At 29.4% G+C, this 21907-nt stretch carries 25 protein-coding genes; all 25 read left to right on the plus strand.

What is annotated here, in order from left to right; all coding sequences use genetic code 11:
• Nucleotides 1-285, plus strand: coding sequence for an HU family DNA-binding protein (locus TVTCOM_RS01075; protein ID WP_018591954.1), 285 nt, complete (start codon nt 1-3; stop codon nt 283-285).
• Between the two features lie 71 nt (nt 286-356).
• Complete coding sequence (locus TVTCOM_RS01080; protein ID WP_434798012.1) at nt 357-599, plus strand: RNA-binding S4 domain-containing protein; 243 nt, start codon at nt 357-359, stop codon at nt 597-599.
• A gap of 60 nt (nt 600-659) precedes the next feature.
• Complete coding sequence (yabP, locus tag TVTCOM_RS01085; RefSeq protein WP_434798013.1) at nt 660-914, plus strand: sporulation protein YabP; 255 nt, start codon at nt 660-662, stop codon at nt 912-914.
• Entirely contained in the window at nt 914-1390 is a 477-nt protein-coding gene (yabQ, locus tag TVTCOM_RS01090; RefSeq protein WP_434798014.1) for a spore cortex biosynthesis protein YabQ, read from the plus strand. Before yabP ends, yabQ begins: the two co-directional genes overlap by 1 nt.
• Entirely contained in the window at nt 1387-1680 is a 294-nt protein-coding gene (locus tag TVTCOM_RS01095; protein WP_434798015.1) for an FtsB family cell division protein, read from the plus strand. The genes yabQ and TVTCOM_RS01095 overlap by 4 nt, the downstream gene beginning before the upstream one ends.
• A 182-nt stretch (nt 1681-1862) precedes the next feature.
• Nucleotides 1863-2789: a Ppx/GppA phosphatase family protein gene (locus tag TVTCOM_RS01100; RefSeq protein ID WP_434798016.1), complete on the plus strand. Its 927-nt coding sequence runs from the start codon at nt 1863-1865 to the stop codon at nt 2787-2789.
• A gap of 86 nt (nt 2790-2875) precedes the next feature.
• Nucleotides 2876-5245, plus strand: a complete 2370-nt coding sequence (spoIIE, locus tag TVTCOM_RS01105) for a stage II sporulation protein E (protein WP_434798017.1) — start codon at nt 2876-2878, stop codon at nt 5243-5245.
• A 270-nt stretch (nt 5246-5515) separates the two neighbouring features.
• On the plus strand, nt 5516-7387 hold the full coding sequence (gene pepF, locus TVTCOM_RS01110; protein WP_434798018.1) for an oligoendopeptidase F: 1872 nt from the start codon (nt 5516-5518) through the stop codon (nt 7385-7387).
• A 100-nt stretch (nt 7388-7487) separates the two neighbouring features.
• The gene (galU, locus tag TVTCOM_RS01115; protein WP_434798019.1) at nt 7488-8375 is read left to right on the plus strand and encodes a UTP--glucose-1-phosphate uridylyltransferase GalU; all 888 of its coding nucleotides are present in this window, start codon (nt 7488-7490) and stop codon (nt 8373-8375) included.
• A gap of 409 nt (nt 8376-8784) precedes the next feature.
• Nucleotides 8785-9543, plus strand: coding sequence for a MerR family transcriptional regulator (locus TVTCOM_RS01120; RefSeq protein WP_434798020.1), 759 nt, complete (start codon nt 8785-8787; stop codon nt 9541-9543).
• A 332-nt stretch (nt 9544-9875) separates the two neighbouring features.
• Nucleotides 9876-10877 carry a class II fructose-bisphosphatase gene (gene glpX / locus TVTCOM_RS01125; RefSeq protein WP_434798021.1) on the plus strand — a complete coding sequence of 334 codons (1002 nt, stop codon included), beginning with the start codon at nt 9876-9878 and terminating at the stop codon, nt 10875-10877.
• Nucleotides 10878-11275: 398 nt separating this feature from the next.
• Entirely contained in the window at nt 11276-12871 is a 1596-nt protein-coding gene (rho, locus tag TVTCOM_RS01130) for a transcription termination factor Rho (RefSeq protein WP_434799704.1), read from the plus strand.
• A gap of 146 nt (nt 12872-13017) precedes the next feature.
• Complete coding sequence (rpmE, locus tag TVTCOM_RS01135; protein WP_434798022.1) at nt 13018-13218, plus strand: 50S ribosomal protein L31; 201 nt, start codon at nt 13018-13020, stop codon at nt 13216-13218.
• Between the two features lie 122 nt (nt 13219-13340).
• Nucleotides 13341-13913 carry a thymidine kinase gene (locus tag TVTCOM_RS01140; RefSeq protein WP_434798023.1) on the plus strand — a complete coding sequence of 191 codons (573 nt, stop codon included), beginning with the start codon at nt 13341-13343 and terminating at the stop codon, nt 13911-13913.
• A gap of 97 nt (nt 13914-14010) precedes the next feature.
• Complete coding sequence (locus TVTCOM_RS01145; RefSeq protein WP_434798024.1) at nt 14011-14904, plus strand: DUF1385 domain-containing protein; 894 nt, start codon at nt 14011-14013, stop codon at nt 14902-14904.
• Between the two features lie 20 nt (nt 14905-14924).
• The gene (prmC, locus tag TVTCOM_RS01150) at nt 14925-15770 is read left to right on the plus strand and encodes a peptide chain release factor N(5)-glutamine methyltransferase (protein ID WP_434798025.1); all 846 of its coding nucleotides are present in this window, start codon (nt 14925-14927) and stop codon (nt 15768-15770) included.
• 44 nt (nt 15771-15814) lie between these two features.
• Nucleotides 15815-16879 (plus strand): peptide chain release factor 1, encoded by a 1065-nt coding sequence (prfA, locus tag TVTCOM_RS01155; RefSeq protein ID WP_434798026.1) that lies wholly within the window; start codon nt 15815-15817, stop codon nt 16877-16879.
• Nucleotides 16880-16974: 95 nt separating this feature from the next.
• Nucleotides 16975-17655, plus strand: a complete 681-nt coding sequence (locus tag TVTCOM_RS01160) for a ZIP family metal transporter (RefSeq protein ID WP_434798027.1) — start codon at nt 16975-16977, stop codon at nt 17653-17655.
• Between the two features lie 29 nt (nt 17656-17684).
• Nucleotides 17685-18722, plus strand: coding sequence for an L-threonylcarbamoyladenylate synthase (locus TVTCOM_RS01165; protein ID WP_434798028.1), 1038 nt, complete (start codon nt 17685-17687; stop codon nt 18720-18722).
• Nucleotides 18723-19021: 299 nt separating this feature from the next.
• The gene (rpiB, locus tag TVTCOM_RS01170) at nt 19022-19474 is read left to right on the plus strand and encodes a ribose 5-phosphate isomerase B (protein ID WP_434798029.1); all 453 of its coding nucleotides are present in this window, start codon (nt 19022-19024) and stop codon (nt 19472-19474) included.
• Between the two features lie 15 nt (nt 19475-19489).
• On the plus strand, nt 19490-20119 hold the full coding sequence (upp, locus tag TVTCOM_RS01175; protein WP_434798030.1) for a uracil phosphoribosyltransferase: 630 nt from the start codon (nt 19490-19492) through the stop codon (nt 20117-20119).
• 86 nt (nt 20120-20205) lie between these two features.
• On the plus strand, nt 20206-20436 hold the full coding sequence (locus TVTCOM_RS01180) for an AtpZ/AtpI family protein (protein ID WP_434798031.1): 231 nt from the start codon (nt 20206-20208) through the stop codon (nt 20434-20436).
• A gap of 6 nt (nt 20437-20442) precedes the next feature.
• Nucleotides 20443-20832 carry an ATP synthase subunit I gene (locus TVTCOM_RS01185; RefSeq protein WP_434798032.1) on the plus strand — a complete coding sequence of 130 codons (390 nt, stop codon included), beginning with the start codon at nt 20443-20445 and terminating at the stop codon, nt 20830-20832.
• A 4-nt stretch (nt 20833-20836) separates the two neighbouring features.
• A complete protein-coding gene (atpB, locus tag TVTCOM_RS01190; RefSeq protein ID WP_434798033.1) occupies nt 20837-21541 on the plus strand; it encodes a F0F1 ATP synthase subunit A in 705 nt (234 codons plus the stop codon).
• Nucleotides 21542-21619: 78 nt separating this feature from the next.
• The gene (gene atpE / locus TVTCOM_RS01195; protein WP_074919682.1) at nt 21620-21880 is read left to right on the plus strand and encodes an ATP synthase F0 subunit C; all 261 of its coding nucleotides are present in this window, start codon (nt 21620-21622) and stop codon (nt 21878-21880) included.
• Nucleotides 21881-21907: the final 27 nt, after the last annotated feature.

Consider the following 21907-nt stretch of genomic DNA (forward strand, 5'->3'; position numbering starts at 1 on the left):
ATGAATAAAGCTGAATTAGTATCAAAAATGGCAGAAAAAAGTGAGTTAGAATTAACTAAAAAACAAATAGAAGATGCATTAAATGCATTCATGGCTTCAGTTGAGGAAGCATTAGTTGGAGGGGAAAAAGTACAATTAGTAGGATTTGGTACTTTCGAAACTAGAGAAAGAGCTGCTAGACAAGGAAGGAACCCAAGAGACCCACAACAAGTTATAGAAATACCTGCTTCAAAAGCTCCAGTATTTAAAGCTGGAAAAGTTTTAAAAGAAGCTATAAACAAATAAGAACATAATAGAAATTATAATAGATAAAAGTGTGGGCTTCCCACACTTTTTCTGTATACTAAGGAGGTCATATGAGACTAGATAAATTTTTAAAAGTATCCAGAATAATAAAAAGAAGAACGGTGGCAAAAGAAGCTTGTGATAAAGGAATAGTTACTATAAATGGAAAACAAGCAAAATCATCTTCAGAAGTGAATATAGGTGATGTATTAGAAATTACTTTTGGAGAAAAAGTAATGAAGTTTAAAATAACGGAAATAAAAGAACATGTCCTTAAAGCTGAAGCAAAAGAAATGTATGAGATAATAGAATAATATTTACATAACCTCAGTATATTTATATTAGGAGTAATTTATATATACTGGGGGGATATGATGGAACATAGTATAAGTTTAAAAGACAGATCTAGTCTAGTTATATCAGGAGTAGATCATATATATTCTTTTAATGATAAGAGGATAGAGCTTTTAACTTCAGCAGGAAGACTTATTGTTGAAGGTGAAGGCTTGGATATGAATAAGCTAAATTTAGAAGAAAGTATAATAAGTGTAGAAGGTACAGTGAATTCTATAAATTATGCTAAAGAAAAAAAACCTGAAGAAAAATTCTTGAAAAAGGTTTTTAAATAATGGGATTCTTTGTAGAAGATATAGGCATATTTTACTTGACTATTTATGGTGGAATAGCAATAGGGCTATTGTTTGATTTTTACAGAGCATTAAGAACGAATTTCAAAATAGTAAAGAAAATATCTTTTATTTTTGATGTTATATTTTGGATGATTATAACTACAGTAATTTTTATAATAATCAATTTGTTAGAAAGATTTGACTTAAGATATTATCATTTTGTAGCCTTATTTCTAGGTTTTATTTTATATTACAACACCATAAGCAAGTATATTTTTATCATATTCAGTAAAATAATTTCTTTTATAACAAGCTTATTCAAAAAGACTATACATTACATAGTCAGTTTTTTAAATAATTTGTATTACATTATTATCTATTCAATACACCTTATTTTTGATATCATTTGTTATATACCGAGTATACTTTTATCAACTAAGAGAAAAAGAAAAAATAAAAAGGGTGTAGGTGCATGAAGATAAAAATGTTAAAAAGATTTATGGGGCAGTATATGATTTTAAGCTTATTTGTATTTTTTTTAGTGTTTAGTATCATCACTGGATTTATATTTCAAATTAGAAAAATAAATGAGTATAAAGGCCAGATAGCACAAATAAACAACCAGATAGAAGATACTAAAGAGGAAATAAGTAAGTTAGACAAGATTTGTAAAAGTAACGATTTAGAATCGTCGGCAAGAGAACAGCTTGGCATGGTTAAATCAAATGAAATAATATATGTAGATTCTAGTGAAAGAGATAACTAAGTTATCTCTTTTTCGTTTATAATATATTATTATAAGTTATTAATTTGAGCAAGGTCGTTGCCTGAGATTTCATGGCGTCCACGCAGTGGCTTAAAGTGATAGCGGAATAATTCGCAGACACGTCGCTCAAAGGCATCTCGTTGGGCATATGATCAGAGCGAATTTTGACTAAGGAGGAAAAAATGAAAATAGGAACAATCGATATTGGCACAAACTCCATGAGATTATTAATTGCAGATTGTGAAGGCAATAAAATTAAAAATAGAAAGAAGTACATAAATACAACTAGAATAGGTCAAGGAGTTGATCAAGAAGGGTATATTACAAAAAATGCTTTAGAAAGAAATCTAAATGCTCTTAAAGAGTTCTGTGATAAATGTAAAGAGGAAAAGTGTGAGAAAGTATATTGTATGGGAACATCAGCCCTTAGAGATAGTAAAAATGGACAAGAGTTTGTTATGGAAGCAAAAAAATTAACAGATATAGATGTTAAGATAATTTGTGGAGAAGAAGAATCTAATTTAGGCTTTATGGGTGTACTGCAAGGCACAGAAGGAGACAAAAAAGAAGATATATTAGTAATAGATATTGGTGGTGGTTCTACAGAGTTTATAGTTGGAAATGAGAAAGGAATTAAGTTTTGTAAAAGTGAAAATGTTGGAGCACTAAGAATGACAGAAAAATTTATTACTGCAGATCCTATTAGTGATGAAGAATTTAATGATATGACAACTTTTATTGAAGATACCATATCATCTACTATAGATAAGCTTAGAACAATGAATATAAGCAAATTAGTAGGGATTGGAGGAACAATTACTTCACTTTCTGCTATGAATCAACAATTAGAAGTATATTCTATGGAAAAAGTTCATAATAGTGTAGTTACAAAAAAAGATTTAGAAAAAATTCTACAAAATTTAAAAATCATGACATTAAGTGATAAGAAAACCTTAAAAGGCCTACAGTCAAAACGAGCGGATATTATAACGGCTGGTGTAAAAATATTACATATTGTAATGGAAAAGTTAGAATTTGAAAAAATAATGATAAGTGAGTACGATAATTTGGAAGGCTTAATGTGTCAAAACTCAAAAAATATGTCTTAATTTTTTAGGAATACTAAAACTAATTATGACAAAATATAATTCTCCCCTTTGATATAATTCATTGTAAACAAAGGAGGAGATTTTTTATGGAGAGAAATGGAGCTGCTGTAAAAAATAGAGGGATTAATTTAAATAAATTAAAAATAAATAAATATATAAATGCAAAGGCGGCGATTTTTATGCTGCTGGGGTTTTTTCTTAGTCGATTCACCATTGTGGATGGGGTAGCACCCTTTGGAATAGCATTCTTTTTATTTTTTGTTAAATTAGATCAATATAAATATCAAGTATTTTTGTCAACTTTGTTGGGCATATTATTATCATTTAATGATATATCATCTGTTGCTAAGTACAGTATATGTTTAGTTATTATTTTGGCTTTTAGTAATAGGATTAAAAAGTTAGATTCTGTAGCCAAGATAAGTTTACTAGGAGCTGTAATATTACTTCCTATGTCTTTAGGACAAACAGCATATTATGGTAATAACAACATATACGATTTTATAATAGTTTTTATGGAGTTTGTAGTCACGTTTATTTCATCATATATATTTTCATTTGGGACAAAGTTCTTAATAAATAATAGGAATAAAATGTACATAAGTCCCGAGGAGGTAGTTTCCCTCAGCCTACTGATTGCCTTTAGTATTATAGGTATAGGCAATATAGGTTTATTTGGTGTTTCAGCTAGAGGAGTTTTAGCAACTGTGTTAATACTTATAGCATCTATACTTGGAGGATCCACTTTAGGTGCTACAAGTGGAGTTATTGTTGGTTTAGGTTTTATGATATCTAACGTAGTATCAGCCTTATATATGGGAGTATATTCTTTTGCAGGCCTTGTATCAGGGGCATTTAATAAATTAAATAAATATATCTCTATATTAGGGTATTTATTAAGTTGGATTATAATATATTCCTATACTTCAGGAATAACTTCAAATTTATCACAAATAATTGATATAGCCATAGGGTGTTTAATAGTTTCTCTAATACCAAAATCATTTTTTAATAAGATGGAGAAATTAGTAAAAACCAAGGTAGACTCCAATGAAGCTGTTTATGAATATATAACAAGAAGTAAAAACTTAACAAATAGCAAACTTATGAATATACAAAGGGTATATAGTGAGTTAGCAAATACTTTTGACAAGGTAAGAGAAAGAGACAAAGTAATAAACCAAAGAGATATATCTACAATAATTGATTTAATTCATAATGATGAATGTCAATATTGTAGTATGCAGCGAATTTGTTGGGAATCAAAATTTAATTATACTTACAACTTAATATATGAAATAATTGAAAAAATAGAGGATGGTGAGATAAGTACAAGAGATATTCCAGAAAATTTTAGGAAAGAGTGTATGAAGCCAGAGCTAATTGTAAGAGTAGCTAATTATTATTATAAATTATATGCTCTAGACTATGATTGGAGTATGAAACTAAGTGAAAGTAGAAAAGTTATATCAAAACAAATAAAAGACATATCCAAATCCATAGAATGTATATCCAAAGGTTTGGAGCACGATATTATGTTAAATTTGGATAAGGAAAAAGAAATCTTTGATGAATTACAAAGATATAACATAATTGTGGACAAGGTTAATTATATTCAAGAAAATAGCGATGATTTTAAAATCGCCATCGAAATGAAAAACTGCACAGATGGTTGCTTATGTGATGAGAAATTATTAAAAATTATTTCTGATTTTGTAGGAGAATCTTTAGATATTCAAAAGATCGGGTGTCATTGTTTAGGAGAAAATTGTAAGGTGATTTTTACAAAAGCTGAGAAATTTAAGGTGGTCACAGAGGTAGCAACCATGTCCCGAGATGGTCATATATTCTGTGGAGACAATTATACATTTATGGAGATATACGATGGCAAATATATGATGGCAATAAGTGATGGTATGGGCAAAGGTAAAAAGGCATATGATGAATCATCTGTTACTATAGACATTTTGGAAAATATGATGGAAGCTAAAATTGAAAAAGAGATAGTCATAAACACAATAAACAATATGCTTTTACTTAAATCATCTGAAGAAATTTTTTCTACGCTGGATTTAGGTATAGTTGATTTGAAAAAAGGAAGATTGGAAACTGTTAAAATGGGTGCTTGCTCAACATATATTAGTAGAGAAAATAAGGATGTAGATATAATTTCATCGTCTTCACTACCTGTTGGAATTTTGTCTGAGATAAACTTAGATAGACACAATGTTAAAATAAAGAATGGTGATTTTATAATAATGGTCTCTGATGGAATTGTTGATGCTGGTAAGAATAATGACTTTGGAGAAAATTGGTTAATATACTTCCTAAAAAAATTAACAACAACTAATCCGAAGGAAATCGCGAATCAAATTTTAGACCGAGCTCTAGAATTACAGCTTGGAGAGGTAGATGATGATATGACCGTGTTGGTAACTAGAGTTGTCAGCAATTAAAATATAAATATCAACAAAAAAGTATAAATATCTATAAATTTTGTTGATAAGATTGTAAAAAATGTTGATAAATAGGAGGAATATGGTGAAGTAATATAATTTTATTAATATAAAACCATTGAAAATACTAAAACACATTAAAAAGAAAGGGTGTTGATATGTGAATAACATTGTGGATAAGTATTGGTTATACACAGTATGTAAAATTGAATAATTTGTAAAAAATGAGCCATCCTATTATTAAGTAACTTGATGAAAGGGTGGCTTTTTATGGGCAGAAAGTTATTAAAATTATTAATCGTTTTATTATTATTTGGGATTTATACTACAAGACAAGATATTTATCATAATTGTGTAGCAGTTTTTGCGCAAAATGAAAAAGATGAAGAGAAACCCAAAAAAGAAATTGATTATAGTAAGTATTGTTGGAATTTATATACCTTATATAAAAATGATGATGAATGGTCAAAAGATTTAAAAAGATTTAATAAAGAGATGAATGAACTGGAAAATTATATAGGAAAATTAACAAAATCAAAAACTCATTTATCTCTAGGAATGGGAATAAAAGAAAAACTTGATATAAAGCTAAACGCTCTATCAGCTTATGCTAAGTTAAAAAAAGATTTAAATAAGAATTCATATGAATATTTAAACATGACAGAAGAAATTAAGAAAACTTATTCTAGGTATATAAATATCACATCTCAGTTGGAGTTAGAAATACTTAAATTATCAGATAAAGATTGCAATAAATACCTATCCGATAAAAAAATTTATAATAAGTATGGTATGTATATAAAAGATATTAGAAGAAACAAAAAACATTATTTAGATGATAAGAGCGAAAATATATTATCAAACATGTCGTCTATAAATGGACTACCTAGTAATGTTTATGATTTGTTTAGAAACATGGATAAGAAAACTAATATAACTCCTGCAGAATACGAAAATGCTATACAAGATTATAATAGAGAAAAAAGAGTGGAAGCTTATAGAAATGAATTTTTGCCATATAACGACAATGTAAATACTTTAGCAGGATTGTTAGGTGGACAGGTTAATAAAAATATTTTTTATTCTACAGTGAGAAATTATGATTCGTCTTTGCAAATGTATTTAGACTCAGAGAATATAGATGAAAAGGTTTATAAAGGGTTAATAAATACTGTAAGCAAAAATACAGATAGCTTACATAAGTATATTAGCCTTAGAAAAAAAGTATTAAACTTAGATAAAGTATATTACTACGATATGTTTGTGCCTATTGTTAACGAATGTGAAGATGTTGTTTCTTATGATAAAGCACAAGAGATGGTTTATTCTGCTTTAACACCTTTGGGTGATGCATATGGAAGCGTAGTTTACAAGGCATTTAATGAAAGATGGGTAGATGTATATTCTAAAGAAAATAAAGTTAGCGGAGGATACTGCTTATCAGTATATGACAATCATCCTTATATACTGCTTAACTACAATAGCTCTATAGGAGGGGTATCTACATTAATTCATGAACTTGGTCATGGAGTTTACGAATATTTAAGCTCTAAAAATCAAAATTTTTATAATTCTTCTCCATCTATTTTTACTCATGAAGTAGCATCAACAACTAATGAAGTGCTTCTTTATGAAAATTTGATTAAAAACGCAAGAAATAATAAAGAAAAAGCTTATTATATTAGCATGTATTTAGATTTTATAAAAAATACACTATATACACAAAGTATGTACGCTGAGTTTGAAGACTATATACATGAAGCTGCAGAAAATAATAAACAACTAAATGCATTAGTATTAAATGATAAATGGTCTATGCTATTAAAAAAATACTATGGAGATGATTTTGAAGTAGATCCACTATCTATGGTAGGCTGGGCTAGAATACCTCATTTCTATAATAGTTTTTATGTATATAAATATGCAGCAGGATGCTGTAGTGCGGTTACTTGTGCTCAAGACATACTTAAAAACGGACCAGATAATTATTTGAATTTCCTTAAAAAAGGTGGTTCAGATTATCCTTTAAATCTATTAAAATCTAATAATGTTGATTTAAATAGTCAAAAACCTATTAAAAATACTATAGAAAAATTTGATCAATTGGTAGATGAGTTAGAAAAACTACTATCGCAACAATAATTGTTTAGCTAATAATAAACATGACAAAAGTATGAGTATAATGATAAAATAAACATGAATATAACTTATTGTATTTAAGATTATTGGAGGGAATAACATTATGCAAAGGAAGATAAGAAAAGCGGTTATACCTGCTGCAGGACTTGGTACAAGATTTCTACCAGCAACAAAGGCTCAACCAAAAGAAATGTTACCTATTGTTGATAAACCAACCTTGCAATATATAATTGAGGAAGCTGTGGCTTCTGGAATAGAGGAAATATTAATAATAACTGGTAAAAATAAAAAATCTATTGAAGATCATTTTGATAAATCCGTAGAGTTAGAATTAGAACTTGAACAAAAAGGAAAGACAGAATTGCTAGAAATAGTTAGAGATATATCTAAGATGATAAACATCTATTATATAAGACAAAAGGAACCTAAGGGGCTTGGAGATGCCATATACTGTGCAAGAAGTTTCATAGGAGATGAACCTTTTGCAGTTATGCTTGGAGATGATATCGTAGATAACGATGTTCCATGCTTAAGACAACTTATGGATGCTTACGAAGAATATAGAACTACTATTCTTGGAGTTCAAACAGTTGAAAGTGAAAATGTAAATAAGTATGGTATAATAGATGCAAAACATATAGAAGATAGAGTTTACAAAGTTAAGGATCTAGTTGAAAAGCCTGATATAGATAAAGCTCCTTCTAATATTGCTATTTTAGGAAGGTACATAATTACACCTGAAATATTTGATATATTAGAAGATTTACCTATAGGAAAGGGTGGAGAAGTCCAGTTAACAGACGCCTTAAAAAGACTATCTAAAAAAGAGGCTATGTATGCATATAATTTTGAGGGAAGAAGATACGATGTGGGCGACAAATTAGGTTTCCTAGAAGCCACTGTAGATTTTGCTCTTAAAAAAGATGAGTTAAGAGATGATTTTATAAAATATCTTAAAAAAGTTAGCCTTGAAGACGCTGATAAAAAATAGTTATAAAATTTAGAGAGGTGATTCATATGGCTAAAAATATACAAAAAAAAATGACTAAAGTTCTAGCAATAGGAATAGCTGTGATTTTTATATTAACAAGTATATCTACGTTAATAAGAATGTTAGCATCGTCATTATAGAGAAAAAGCTGGTCTTTTAAGACTAGCTTTTTTTATTATAGTATATTATTTGCTAAGCTTAAAAAATAGTGTAATCTCTAAGCTACATGAAGGATAAATATTTTATTCATTGCTGACATGATCAAAGTGAATTTTTTATGAAATAAATTATAAATATAAAATATATTAACAGGTCTTAGATAAATAATAAAATAAGTTGAAAAATATAAAAAAGATATTGACCCCGACGTTAGGTAACCCTTTATTATAAAGTTGTAGGAGGTGAGTAAATGGAATATACATCAAAGAAGTTTGCAGAGCTGTCTGGTGTTAGTATTAGGACACTTAGATACTATGATGAAATCGGTCTACTTAAGCCTTGTCGTATAAACTCATCAGGATATCGTATATATGGAGAAAGAGAAGTGGATTTACTGCAACAAATATTACTTTATAAATCTATAGATATGAAATTAGAAGATATACAAAAGCTAATATACCAACCAAGCTTCAATATTTGTAATGCATTAGAGGAACATTATAATCAACTTATTTCAAGAAAAAATCAACTTGAAGAATTAATTTTAATAGTTGAAAAAACATTAGATCATAAAAAAGGAGAGAGAGAGATGTCAAATAAAGAAAAGTTTGAAGTATTTAAAAATAATAAATTAGAGGAAAATGAAGCTAAATATGGAAAAGAAATTAGAGAAAAATACGGAAGAGATATTGTAGAATCATCTAATAAAAAATGGATGAATATGAATGAGGAAGATATAAAAAAAATGCAAGAAATAGAGGATGAAATGTTTAAATCATTAGCAGTAGTTATAAACAATAATGATTTAGATTCTGAAGATGCAAAAAATGTATATGAAAAACATAAGGATTGGTTATGTTTTTCAGGACAAGTATACTCAACTGAAGCTCATGTTGGGTTAGCAGAGATGTATGTAGCAGATGAAAGATTTGCTAAATACTACAATGATAGAGGTGGATTAGGTGCTACTGAAATACTTCGTGATATTATAGTTAAATATGCAAAGTAATCTTTATAGCAATATTTTTAAATATTATTTTATAAAAAAGCATTCCAAAATATTAGTTTAAATATTTTGGGATGCTTTTATCCTTTTATTCCCAACCTAATTGACTTGAACAAGATAGTTTCTTGAAGTGTAGGGTTTATACGGTTGCTTAAGTGAAGCAAATTTTTAGCATTAACAAATACATAATTTATCTAAAGTTATACAATAAAATGTATAGTATATCATATTATTAAGAATAGTAAATATAAAACAAATATATAATACACTATTTACTAAGATAAGTATATAATATATAATTTTCTATGTAATATAGTAAAGGAGAGGGCAGATTAATGGATAGAAATTTAGCATTAGAACTTGTAAGAGTAACGGAAGCAGCAGCCTTAGTATCTTCTCAGTTTATGGGAAGAGGAGATAAAAATGGAGCAGATGGTGCTGCTGTAGAAGCAATGAGAAGAGCTTTTGAATCTATAAAAATTAATGGAGAAGTAGTTATTGGTGAAGGTGAATTAGATGAAGCACCAATGCTATATATAGGGGAAAAAGTTGGATTACAAACAGAAGATTCTATGGAAGTAGATATAGCTGTAGATCCACTTGATGGAACTACATTAATAGCAAAAGGGCTACCAAATGCTATATCCGTAATAGCGGTTGGAAAGAAAGGCTCCCTACTTCATGCGCCAGACACATATATGAAAAAAATTGTTGTTGGGCCAAAAGCGAAAGGATGCATAGATTTAGATAAAAGCGTTGAAGAAAATATATTAAGTGTGGCAAAAGCTTTAGGTAAAAAAACTACACAAATGACAATAATGACACAAGATAGAGAAAGACATAATTATATAATCGAACCGGCTAGAAAATTAGGTTGCCAAATAAGAATGTTCGGTGATGGAGATGTAGCTACAGGTATTGCTACTTGTTTTGAAGAAACAGGTGTAGATATACTTATGGGAATCGGAGGAGGCCCAGAAGGTGTAATAACAGCAGCAGCTATAAAATGTATGGGTGGAGATATGCAAGCTCAAATTTATCCTATGAGTGAACAAGAAAGAAATAGATGTCATGAAATGGGATTATCTGATGAAGATATAGAAAAGAAATTAACTTTAGAAGATTTAGCTAAAGGTGATGATTTATTCTTTGCTGCTACAGGAATTACGGAAGGCAATTTATTAAAAGGTGTAATAAATGTAGGAGACAATAAAGCTAAAACTGAATCTATTGTAATGAGAGGAAAGACAGGAACAATAAGATTTGTAGATGCAACGCATAACCTTGATAAAAACGAAATACTTGTTGATTTAATGAAAAAATATAATATGGAATAAATAAGAAGTGGGCAAGTTGTCCACTTTTTTTATAATTCTAGACTACTTTTAACAGAGTAACAAGGTTGTCTGAAGGAGTAGTAAATGATTGGCATACATGTAAATCAAAGACATCTTATTGGCGACATTAAGAATAGTACTTATACAGTGGTAAGGAAGCAATTTTTTATTTTTATGAATAAATTTACAAATAATAGTAAAAATAATAAAAAAGATAAGAACTAGGAGTTTTACGTGTTGACCATGATATTTAATAGTGATATTATTAGTTTATTAAATTTCATATTTAAAAATAATTACTTTTCTTTTTCACGCCCTATATTCCCTATAAAATTAAAATTTAATTACAGCCTTAAATAAAATGTTAGGAGGTTCCTTTGAATTTGGAAAATATAACAATGGAAGAATTGAGTAAAAAGACTTTAGCAGAACTTAGACAAATAGCTAAGGACTTAGATATAAAATCGGTTACTAAATATAAAAAAAATGAGTTAATTGAGTTAATTAAGAGCAACTCAAAAGATAACAATGAAAAAGACAAGAAGATATTAGGTAATAATGAAGTAAGTATAAATAAAGAATATATTAATGAAGATATAGAGGCTAAAGAACAAAAACAGGGAAGAGAAAATACTAATAATAGTGGGGACAGAAGTAAACAGTTTATTAATAGAAATAGTGATACGGAAAATATTAAAACTGGTGATAAATTAGACAATAGATCTTATGTAAAAACTCATAGTAGAGAAAATCAAAACAATTCTCGTAATTTCAACAATAACAATAACAATAAAACTTCAAGTATGGAAAATAGAAATCAGAGAAATAATAAAGGTAACTATGTACCAAAAGTTGTTGAAGAATCTAAAATAGTTAATGAGTTCAACACTTCTAAGGATGATGAAGTAGTTGGGGTTTTAGAAATACTTCCTGATGGATTTGGTTTCTTGAGAGGATCTAACTATCAATCTACAGATGAAGACGTATATGTTTCTCCATCTCAAATAAGAAGATTTAATCTTCAAACAGGAGATAAAGTCAGAGGTATAACAAGACATCCAAAAACAGGAGAAAAGTTTAGAGCATTATTATTTGTACAGAAAGTTAATGAGGAAAACCCAGAAACTTGTATAAATAGAAAATCATTTGTTAACTTAACACCAATATATCCAGAAGAAAGACTAACACTTGAAAAAAGTCAAAATGAAATATCAACTAGATTAATCGACTTAATTTCGCCAATAGGAAAGGGGCAAAGAGGTCTTATAGTTGCTCCACCAAAGGCAGGTAAAACCATACTTCTTAAAAGTGTAGCTAATAGTATTGCTAAAAACCATCCTAATGTGGAATTAATAGTGTTACTAATAGATGAAAGACCAGAAGAAGTTACAGATATGAGAGAATCTATTAATGGAGATGTTATTTATTCAACATTTGATCAAGTATCAAATCATCATGTTAAAGTAGCAGAAATGGTATTAAATAGAGCTCAAAGACTTGTGGAACACGGAAAAGATGTTGTAATACTTCTTGATAGTATAACAAGATTAGCAAGAGCTTATAACTTAACAATATCACCAACAGGAAGAACTCTATCAGGAGGTCTTGATCCAGGTGCGTTACATGGACCTAAAAAATTCTTCGGAGCAGCTAGAAATATTAGACAAGGTGGTTCATTAACCATACTTGCAACTGCATTAGTAGAAACGGGTTCTAGAATGGATGATGTAATTTTCGAAGAATTCAAAGGAACTGGTAATATGGAGTTACATCTAGATAGAAAGCTTGCTGAGAAGAGAATATTCCCTGCTGTAGATATTTATAAGTCAGGAACAAGAAGAGAAGACTTATTACTTACAGAAGAAGAAAAAACAGCTTTATGGAAGTTAAGAAAAGAAATGAGCAATAATTCTATATTAGAAGTTACAGATAACTTAATTGATGCATTGAAGAAAACAAAGAATAATGAAGAATTTATAAGAAGTATTAAGTAAAAACTATAAACCTAAAATCATATGGTTAAGAAATACAAAAATCCTTGTATCACTAAAAAACATGTGATATAATGATGTAGTTGAAGATGAAAACTTAAAATTAATATAATTAATTTAGAATATAATTGAAAAAGAGGTGACTAAGAATGCAAAAAGATATACAACCAAAATACGATGCAGTTGAAGTACACTGTGCATGTGGAAATACTTTCATGGCTGGTTCAACTAAGGACGAAATAAGAGTTGAAATATGTTCAGAGTGCCATCCTTTCTATACTGGAAAGCAAAAGAACATAGAAAAAGGTGGAAGAATCGACAAATTCAAAAAGAGATTCCAAATGGATTAATTATTGTAAAAAAAGGGGTTGGTTATCCAACCCCTATTTTATTTCCCTAATTACTAAAAAATACATAATTTTAGAATATTATCAATAATAACATTAGATAAAAGCTTAGGAGGTTCGAAAATATGTATAGACCAGTAAACCATGGTTATATTGAAGTAGTAGTTGGACCTATGTATAGTGGAAAGAGCGAAGAATTAATAAGAAGATTAAAAAGAGCTAAAATTGCAAAACAAAATATTATTGTATTTAAACCTCATATAGATGATAGATATAGTAAGAAAGATGTTGTATCTCATAGTGGGGACAGTATAGAAGCTATTCCAATAAAAGAAGCATCGAGTATTTATGATTTAATAGATGAAGATGTTCGAGTTGTTGGCATAGATGAAGTGCAATTTTTTGATGAAGAAATAGTAGATATTGCTGTTGACTTAGCTAACAAGGGAGTAAGAGTTATTGCAGCAGGTCTAGATATGGATTTCAAGGGAGAACCATTTGGTCCTACACCAAGACTTTTAGCAGTTGCAGAATTTGTAGATAAGATTCAAGCTATTTGCTCTGTGTGTGGTCAACCAGCAACAAGATCACAAAGATTAATAGATGGAAAACCAGCAAGATATGATGATCCTATTATTCAAGTAGGTGCTGTAGAGAGTTATGAAGCCAGATGCAGAAAGTGTCATGCGGTGAAATAAATTATTAACCCCTTAAAAGTATAATATAATACTCTAAGGGGAATTTTTATATTATAATAGTTTTAGTGTTAGAAAAATTATTATGAGGGGTATTACCATGAAAAAGCAAAGCGTTGGAGGGCAAGCTGTAATTGAAGGCGTTATGATGCAGTCTAAAAATTACAGAGCAATTGCTGTTAGAAAAAGTAATGGAGAAATTGAATTAAAAAAAGAGAGAATAAAAAGTTGGATAAAAGATAGAAAAATTGATAAAATACCTTTTTTAAGAGGTTCATTTGTTTTATTTGAAACGATGATAGAAGGTATGAAAAGCTTAAACTATTCATCAGAATTTTTCTTAGAAGAAGAGGAAGAGGAAGATGCAATAGATAAGTTTCTAAAAAGAATATTTAAAGATAAAGCCAATGATGCAATTATGGCAGTATCTCTTATTTTAGCAATGATTCTTTCTGTTGGATTATTTGTATTAATTCCAACATCTATAGGAGGATTATTTTCATCATTTGTACACAACAACATAATGCTTAATTTGATTGAAGGTTTAGTCAGAATATGTATATTAATATTATACATGTTGTTAATATCTAGAAACGAAGATATAAAAAGAACCTTTATGTATCATGGAGCAGAGCATAAGGCTATTTATTGCTATGAAAGTAACTTAGAATTAACAGTAGAAAATGCAAGAAAATTTACAACGCTACATCCTAGATGTGGTACAAACTTCTTATTTATAGTAATGGCAACATCAATTATATTATTTTCTTTCTTTGGATGGCCAAATATTTTAGCTAGAATAGCAATGAGAATATTATGCATACCTATAGTTGCTGGCATATCCTATGAAATAATAAAATTTCTTGGGAAATATAATAATATATTAAGTAAAATTGTTGCTTATCCAGGAATGATGCTTCAACATATTACTACAAAGGAACCAAATGATGAACAATTAGAGGTAGCAATAAAAGCATTAAAGGCTGTAATTTAAGAAAAATAAGGGAGAAGCTTATGACTATTAAGGAAATAATTATAAGATATTCAAGAGAACTTGAAGAAATAAGTCCCACACCGAGACTTGATGTGGAAATATTACTACAAAAAGTCCTTGGTGTAGATAGATTATATATACTTTTAAACTTAGAGAAATCTTTAAGTGAAAATGAAGAAAAACTATTTAGTAAATTTATTAATGAAAGATTAAATAATAGACCCATTGCTTATATTGTAGAAAATCGTGAATTTATGGGACTAGACTTTTATGTTCAAGAAGGTGTTTTAATACCAAGACCAGACACAGAAATATTAGTAGAAGAAGTTATTGAACTAGGAAAAAATAAAGGACCTATAAATATACTTGATATAGGCACAGGTTCTGGAGCTATTACTGTAAGTTTAGCAAAATACTTAGAGAGTGCTAAAATTACTTCTGTAGATATATCAGATATAGCCTTGGAAATTGGTAAAAAAAATGCTAAGAGTAATAATGTAAATGATAGAATAACCTTTATTAAGTCAGATTTATTTACTAATATAGATGATAGTATGAGATTTGATATAATAGTGTCCAATCCTCCATATATAAAAAGAGAAGTTATCGAAACTTTAGACAAACAAGTTAAGGATTTTGAACCGTATAGTGCATTAGAAGGTGGAATAGATGGTTTAGATTTTTATAGGGCTATAACTACACAAGCTAAAAAATATCTTAATAAAGGTGGAATTTTAGCTTATGAAGTGGGTCATGATCAAAGAGAGGAAGTCAGTAAGTTAATGAAGTCAAATGGATATACTAATATATATACTAGAAAAGATTTACAACAAATTGATAGAGTTGTTATAGGAAATATTTTATGATATAATAAAATGCTGAGATTGTACGAATAAAAGAGGTGAAAAGTATGTTAAACAAGCTACAGGTTTTAGAAGATAAATATATAGATTTAACTGAAAAAATCAGTGATATGGAAATAATAAATGACCAAAAAGTTTGGCAAAAGTATATGAAAGAACATGCAGATTTAGAACCTATCGTTCATAAATACAGAGAATATAAAAATGTATTAAATGACCTTAGTGAATCTAAAGCTATTTTGGAAGAAGAGTCTGATGAGGAACTAAGAGAGTTAGCTAAAATGGAAATATCTGAATTAGAAGGTCAGGTTGAACCATTAGAAGGAGAATTAAAAATTCTTTTATTACCAAAAGATCCTAATGATGAGAAGAACGTTATAGTTGAGATAAGAGGTGGAGCAGGTGGAGATGAAGCAGCTCTATTTGCAGGTAACTTATTCAGAATGTATTCTAGATATGCTGAAAGAAGAAGATGGAAAATGGAACTTTTAAGTGCTAGTGATACTGGTGTTGGAGGGTACAAAGAAGTATCTTTCTTAATAAAAGGTAAAGGTGCTTACTCAAGACTTAAATATGAGTCAGGAGTTCATAGAGTTCAAAGAATACCAGCTACTGAATCTGGAGGAAGAATCCATACATCAACTGCTACAGTTGCAGTTTTACCAGAAGTAGAAGGTGTAGAAGTAGAAATAAACCCAAATGATTTAAGAATAGACGTATTCCGTGCATCGGGAAATGGTGGACAATGTGTAAATACAACTGATTCAGCTGTTAGAATAACGCACTTGCCTACTGGAGAGGTTGTATCTTGTCAAGATGAAAAATCACAATTAAAAAATAAAGAAAAAGCTTTAAAAGTATTAAAAGCTAGGCTTTATGATAAAGCTCTATCAGAACAACATGACGAAGTTGCAGCAGAAAGAAAGAGTCAGGTTGGTACGGGAGATAGATCTGAGAGAATAAGAACTTACAACTATCCACAAGGTAGAGTAAGTGACCATAGAATAAACTTAACTCTTTATAAGTTAGAACAATTTTTAGATGGTGATATTGACGAAATGATAGATGCGCTAATTACGGAAGACCAAACTAAAAAGATGACAGCAATATAAAATCCCTAAATTTTTAGGGATTTTTTCTATAACCACTTAAATATAATTGAATATAGTGATATATTAAAATATAAGTATGAGGGGAATAAAATATAATGATACTAAAAGTCACATTGATAGGACTATTAGCTGGGGTATTAGGTACAGGGATTGGTGGAATACTATCTGCAATATTTAGAAAAGAAGTAGACAGGTATCTTAATTTTTGTATGGGGTTTTCTGGCGGTATTATGTTAGCTGTAGTAGTTTTTGATTTGATGAAAGAGGCAATGGAATCAAGTGGTTTAATTTATACAGTAGTATTTACATTTATGGGAGTATTACTAACAATGTTTATTAAAAGTAGACTAGACTTTACTGGAGATATGAAGTCAGGATATTTAATATTTATAAGTATACTACTACATAATCTCCCAGAAGGATTGGCAATAGGGTCATCCTTTGTATCAGCACAAACTTTAGGTATTACTCTTGCTATAGTAATTGGAATACATAATATACCGGAGGGTCTGGCCACAGCTCTTAGTTTGGCTGGTGCTAGAGTGCCTGCAAAAAAAATAATTTTATTTACATTTATAGCAGGTATCCCTATGGGGATAGGTAGCTTTTTAGGAGTATATTTTGCAGGTATTTTTAAATCTTTAATTGGAGTATTTTTATCTTTAGCAGCAGGAACTATGTTATTTGTAGTTTTAGATGAAATAATGCCAAAATCAAAGAGCCTATATAGTATAATAGGCTTTTTAACAGGAACAATAATTGTATATTGTATATAGATTTACTTAAGAAGGGAGTGAGAAATAAGATGACATTTATAAGTAGAATTGACGAAAAACATATAAACAAAGAGGAAATAAAAAAACAAGCAGAAATGTTAAAAGAAGGAAAAACAGTAATATTTCCTACAGAAACCGTTTATGGATTAGGCGCAAATGCTCTTGATGAAAATGCAGTAAGTAAAATTTATGAGGCAAAAGGCAGACCTAGTGATAATCCGTTAATAGTACATATATATGATACAAAGCAAGTCAATGACCTAGCAAAGGACATAAATGAAAATGCACAGATTATAATGGATAAATTTTGGCCAGGTCCAATAACTATTATATTGAAGAAAAAAGATATAGTACCAATGAGAACTAGTGGTGGTTTGGATACAGTTGCAATTAGAATGCCTTCTAATCCTATTGCAAAGGCCCTTTTAGAAGAAGTTAAATTGCCTATTGCTGCTCCATCTGCCAATATTTCAGGAAGGCCATCACCTACAAGAGGTAAGCATGTGCATGAAGAAATGAATGATAGAGTAGATGGAATAATTTTGGGAGGAGATTGCAAGTTTGGTTTAGAATCAACAGTATTAGACCTGACAAACGATATTCCTACTATATTAAGACCAGGTAGTGTGACAAAAGAAGATTTAGAAAAAGTTATTGGTCAGGTAAATATTGATCCAGCCTTAGAAAAAAAGGAAGATAATATCAAGGCTAAAGCACCAGGAATGAAATACAAGCACTACTCACCAAATGCAGATGTATATATTTTATCGGGCGATATAGATAATGTTGTAAAAAAAGCAAATGAATTATCTTATGATGGCGCTAAAAAAGGATTAAAATGTGCGGTAATGTGCTTGGAGGAGAATAATAACAAGTATAATTGTGATACAATAGTATTAGGTCGAAATTTGGAAGAAGTTGCGTCAAATTTATTTAATGCACTTATTACCGCAGATGACAATAAATATGATATTGTATATACAGAGGAGTTTTCTAATGTTGGGGTTGGTAGAGCTATAATGAATAGATTGCTCAAATCTGCTGGGTATAAAATAATAAAAGTATAAAATAATAAAAATATGAAGTAGAAAAGTTAAAAAAGGATTATTATAAAATTAACAATGATATTTTTAATCGAATAATATACAAATTTCGTTAAATTTAGAAAATTCTGAAAAAAATTCAAATAAAAACTAATAAAATATTAAAAAAAGTTATGCTTTTCTATGGAGTATTAATAAAAAATTATGTATAATTAAATAAACTAGTTAAAAAAAAATCAAACATAAAAAATGCTATGTGATTGAAATAATTATCACAAGTTTTAAAATATAATTACTTTACATACTAAAAAGGAGTTCTAATTATGAGAATAGGTTTGGGATGTGACCATGGAGGATTTAATTTAAAATCAGATATTATTGATTTTCTAGAATCAAAAGGAATAGAGTACATAGATTTTGGGACGAATAATGCACAAGATTCAGTGGATTATCCAATATATGGTGAAAAAGTTGCCAATGCAGTTATTTCAAAAGAAGTAGATTATGGAATTGTATGTTGTGGGACAGGAATAGGTATATCTTTAGCAGCAAATAAAGTGCCTGGCATAAGATGTGCTGTTGTCTCAGATGTTTTTTCTGCAAAAATGTCGAAGGCACACAACAATGCAAATATGTTATCTCTTGGAGAAAGAGTATTAGGAAGAGGTCTTGCATTAGAAATAGTAGAGGCTTGGATTAATACAGAATTTGAAGGAGATAGACACTTAAGAAGAGTTAACATGATAGTTGATATAGAAGAAAAGCATAATAAATAGGAGGTTTAAATAGTAATGAGCAAAGTTATAGTTACGGATCATCCGTTAATACAACACAAATTAACAATAATGAGAGATAAAGAAACTGGATCAAAGGATTTCAGGGAATTATTAACAGAAATAACAATGTTAATGGGATACGAAGTTACTAGAGATTTACAACTAGTTGATGTAGAAATAGAAACACCTGTTGTAAAAACTACTCAAAAAATGATATCAGGTAAAAAATTAGGAATAGTACCTATATTAAGAGCAGGACTTGGAATGGTTGATGGATTTATAAGCTTAATACCAGCAGCTAAAGTTGGTCACTTAGGACTTTATAGAGATCCTGAAACATTAAAGCCAGTTGAATATTATTCTAAATTTCCACAAGATATAGATGAGAGAGAAATGATAGTAGTTGACCCAATGCTTGCAACAGGTGGTTCAGCAGTGGCAGCTATAGATGTTTTAAAAGCAAAGGGAGCAAAAAGTATAAAGTTAGTTAACTTAGTTGCAGCTCCAGAAGGAATAGCTGAAGTACAAAAATATCACAATGATGTAGATATATATGTAGCAGCTATAGATGAAAAATTAAATGATCACGGGTACATAGTTCCAGGATTAGGAGATGCTGGAGATAGATTATTTGGTACTAAATAGTATATCTTAAGGAATCTATTAATTAAGTAGATTCCTTATTATAGATAAAATAACTATATTCTTAGTATAGAGGAGCATAGTTTTATATGAGTAATAAAAAAAGTACAAGTGCACAAATAGCACAAATGCTTTCTTTAATGAGCCAGCTAGGCATTATGATGGTGGTTTCCATATTTGGATGTTTTTTTATAGGCAAATTTATCGATGATAAATTAAATACAGAACCTATTTTTATGCTAATATTTTTAGTATTGGGAGTAGGAGGAGCTTTTATGTCTGTATATAAAACTGTAATTGGATACACAAAAAGGAAGTGATAGATTATGGATATAAAAGTACAACAAGAAGTTAAAGAAATAACAAAGGGTATATGTATATATGCCATTATAATAGGAATAATATCTTTAGTTATTTCTAAACAATCAATTCACGTAATATTGGGAGTTGTTTTTGGTAGTATAATTGCAATACTTAATTTTAGGTTATTAGCGATTACTATGGAAAAAGCAGCAGATATGCCACCAGGAAGAGCTCAAGCTTATTCCGGAATTAGATATTTGATAAGGATGTTTATTGTAGCAGTAGTTTTATTTGTTTCAGTAAGGAATCCTAATATACATGTTATAGGTACAGTCTTAGGATTAATAAGTACTCAGATTGTTATATTTATAAAAAAACTTATAATATCAAGAATATCGAGAAAGGAGGTATAAATAAGTGAAGTATACACAATGGGTCATTGAATTTGCAAATGGTTTTAAAATTAGTGAAACTGTTGTAACTAGTTGGATTATAATGGTAGGTTTAATAATAATAGCATTTTTATTAACAAGAAATCTACAACCAGTACCAACTACAAAGAGACAAATTATGTTAGAGTATGCCGTTGGGTCACTTAGAGGCCTTATTCATGGAAACATGGGTGATGATATAGAAAAAAGAATGCCTAATATATTCCCTTATATTGGATCTTTATTTCTTTTCTTCGTATGTTCCAACTTGATTGGTTTATTAGGTTTTAAGTCACCAACTACTGATGTAGACACAACTTTAGCCTGGGCTTTAATTACTTGCTTCTTAATTTACTACGAAGGGGTTAAAGCTAAAGGGCCAGGATACTTTAAAGGTTTATTAGAACCAGTTCCGTTCCTATTACCACTTAATATAGTAGGTGAATTTGCTAGACCAATATCGCTTACATTCCGTCCATTTGGTAACATTTTAGGAGGAACAGTAATTATGGGATTACTTTATCAATTATTAGCATTCATATCATCATTGATACCGAATGTTTCAATTCCATTCTTACAACTATTAATACCAGTACCATTACATTTGTATTTTGATTTATTTGCAGGATGTTTGCAAGCATTTATATTCATAATGCTTACAATGGTATTTGTTTCAAACTCAACAGAGTAAAAATATATGCAAATTACATATTAGCATATTAGAATAAAAATAAAAAATAAAAGTTAAAATTCGAGGAGGATTAAAATTATGGAAATTACTACTTTACAACAAGGAATCGCTATAGCAGGTTCTGCAATAGGTGCAGGTATAGCAGTTATATCTGGTATAGGTGCAGGTATAGGTCAAGGATATGCAGCTGGTAAAGGTGCAGAAGCTGTTGGTAATCAACCAGAAGCTAAAGGAGATATAATCTCTACAATGCTATTAGGTGCTGCGGTTGCAGAGTCTACAGGTATATATGGTCTTGTTATATCTATAATCTTAATATTCGCTAATCCATGGATATAGAATTGAAGACGATTTGTAATAAGATTT

The sequence above is a fragment of the Terrisporobacter vanillatitrophus genome (genome assembly GCF_051148895.1).
In the GTDB taxonomy this organism is placed as follows: Bacteria; Bacillota; Clostridia; order Peptostreptococcales; family Peptostreptococcaceae; genus Terrisporobacter; species Terrisporobacter vanillatitrophus.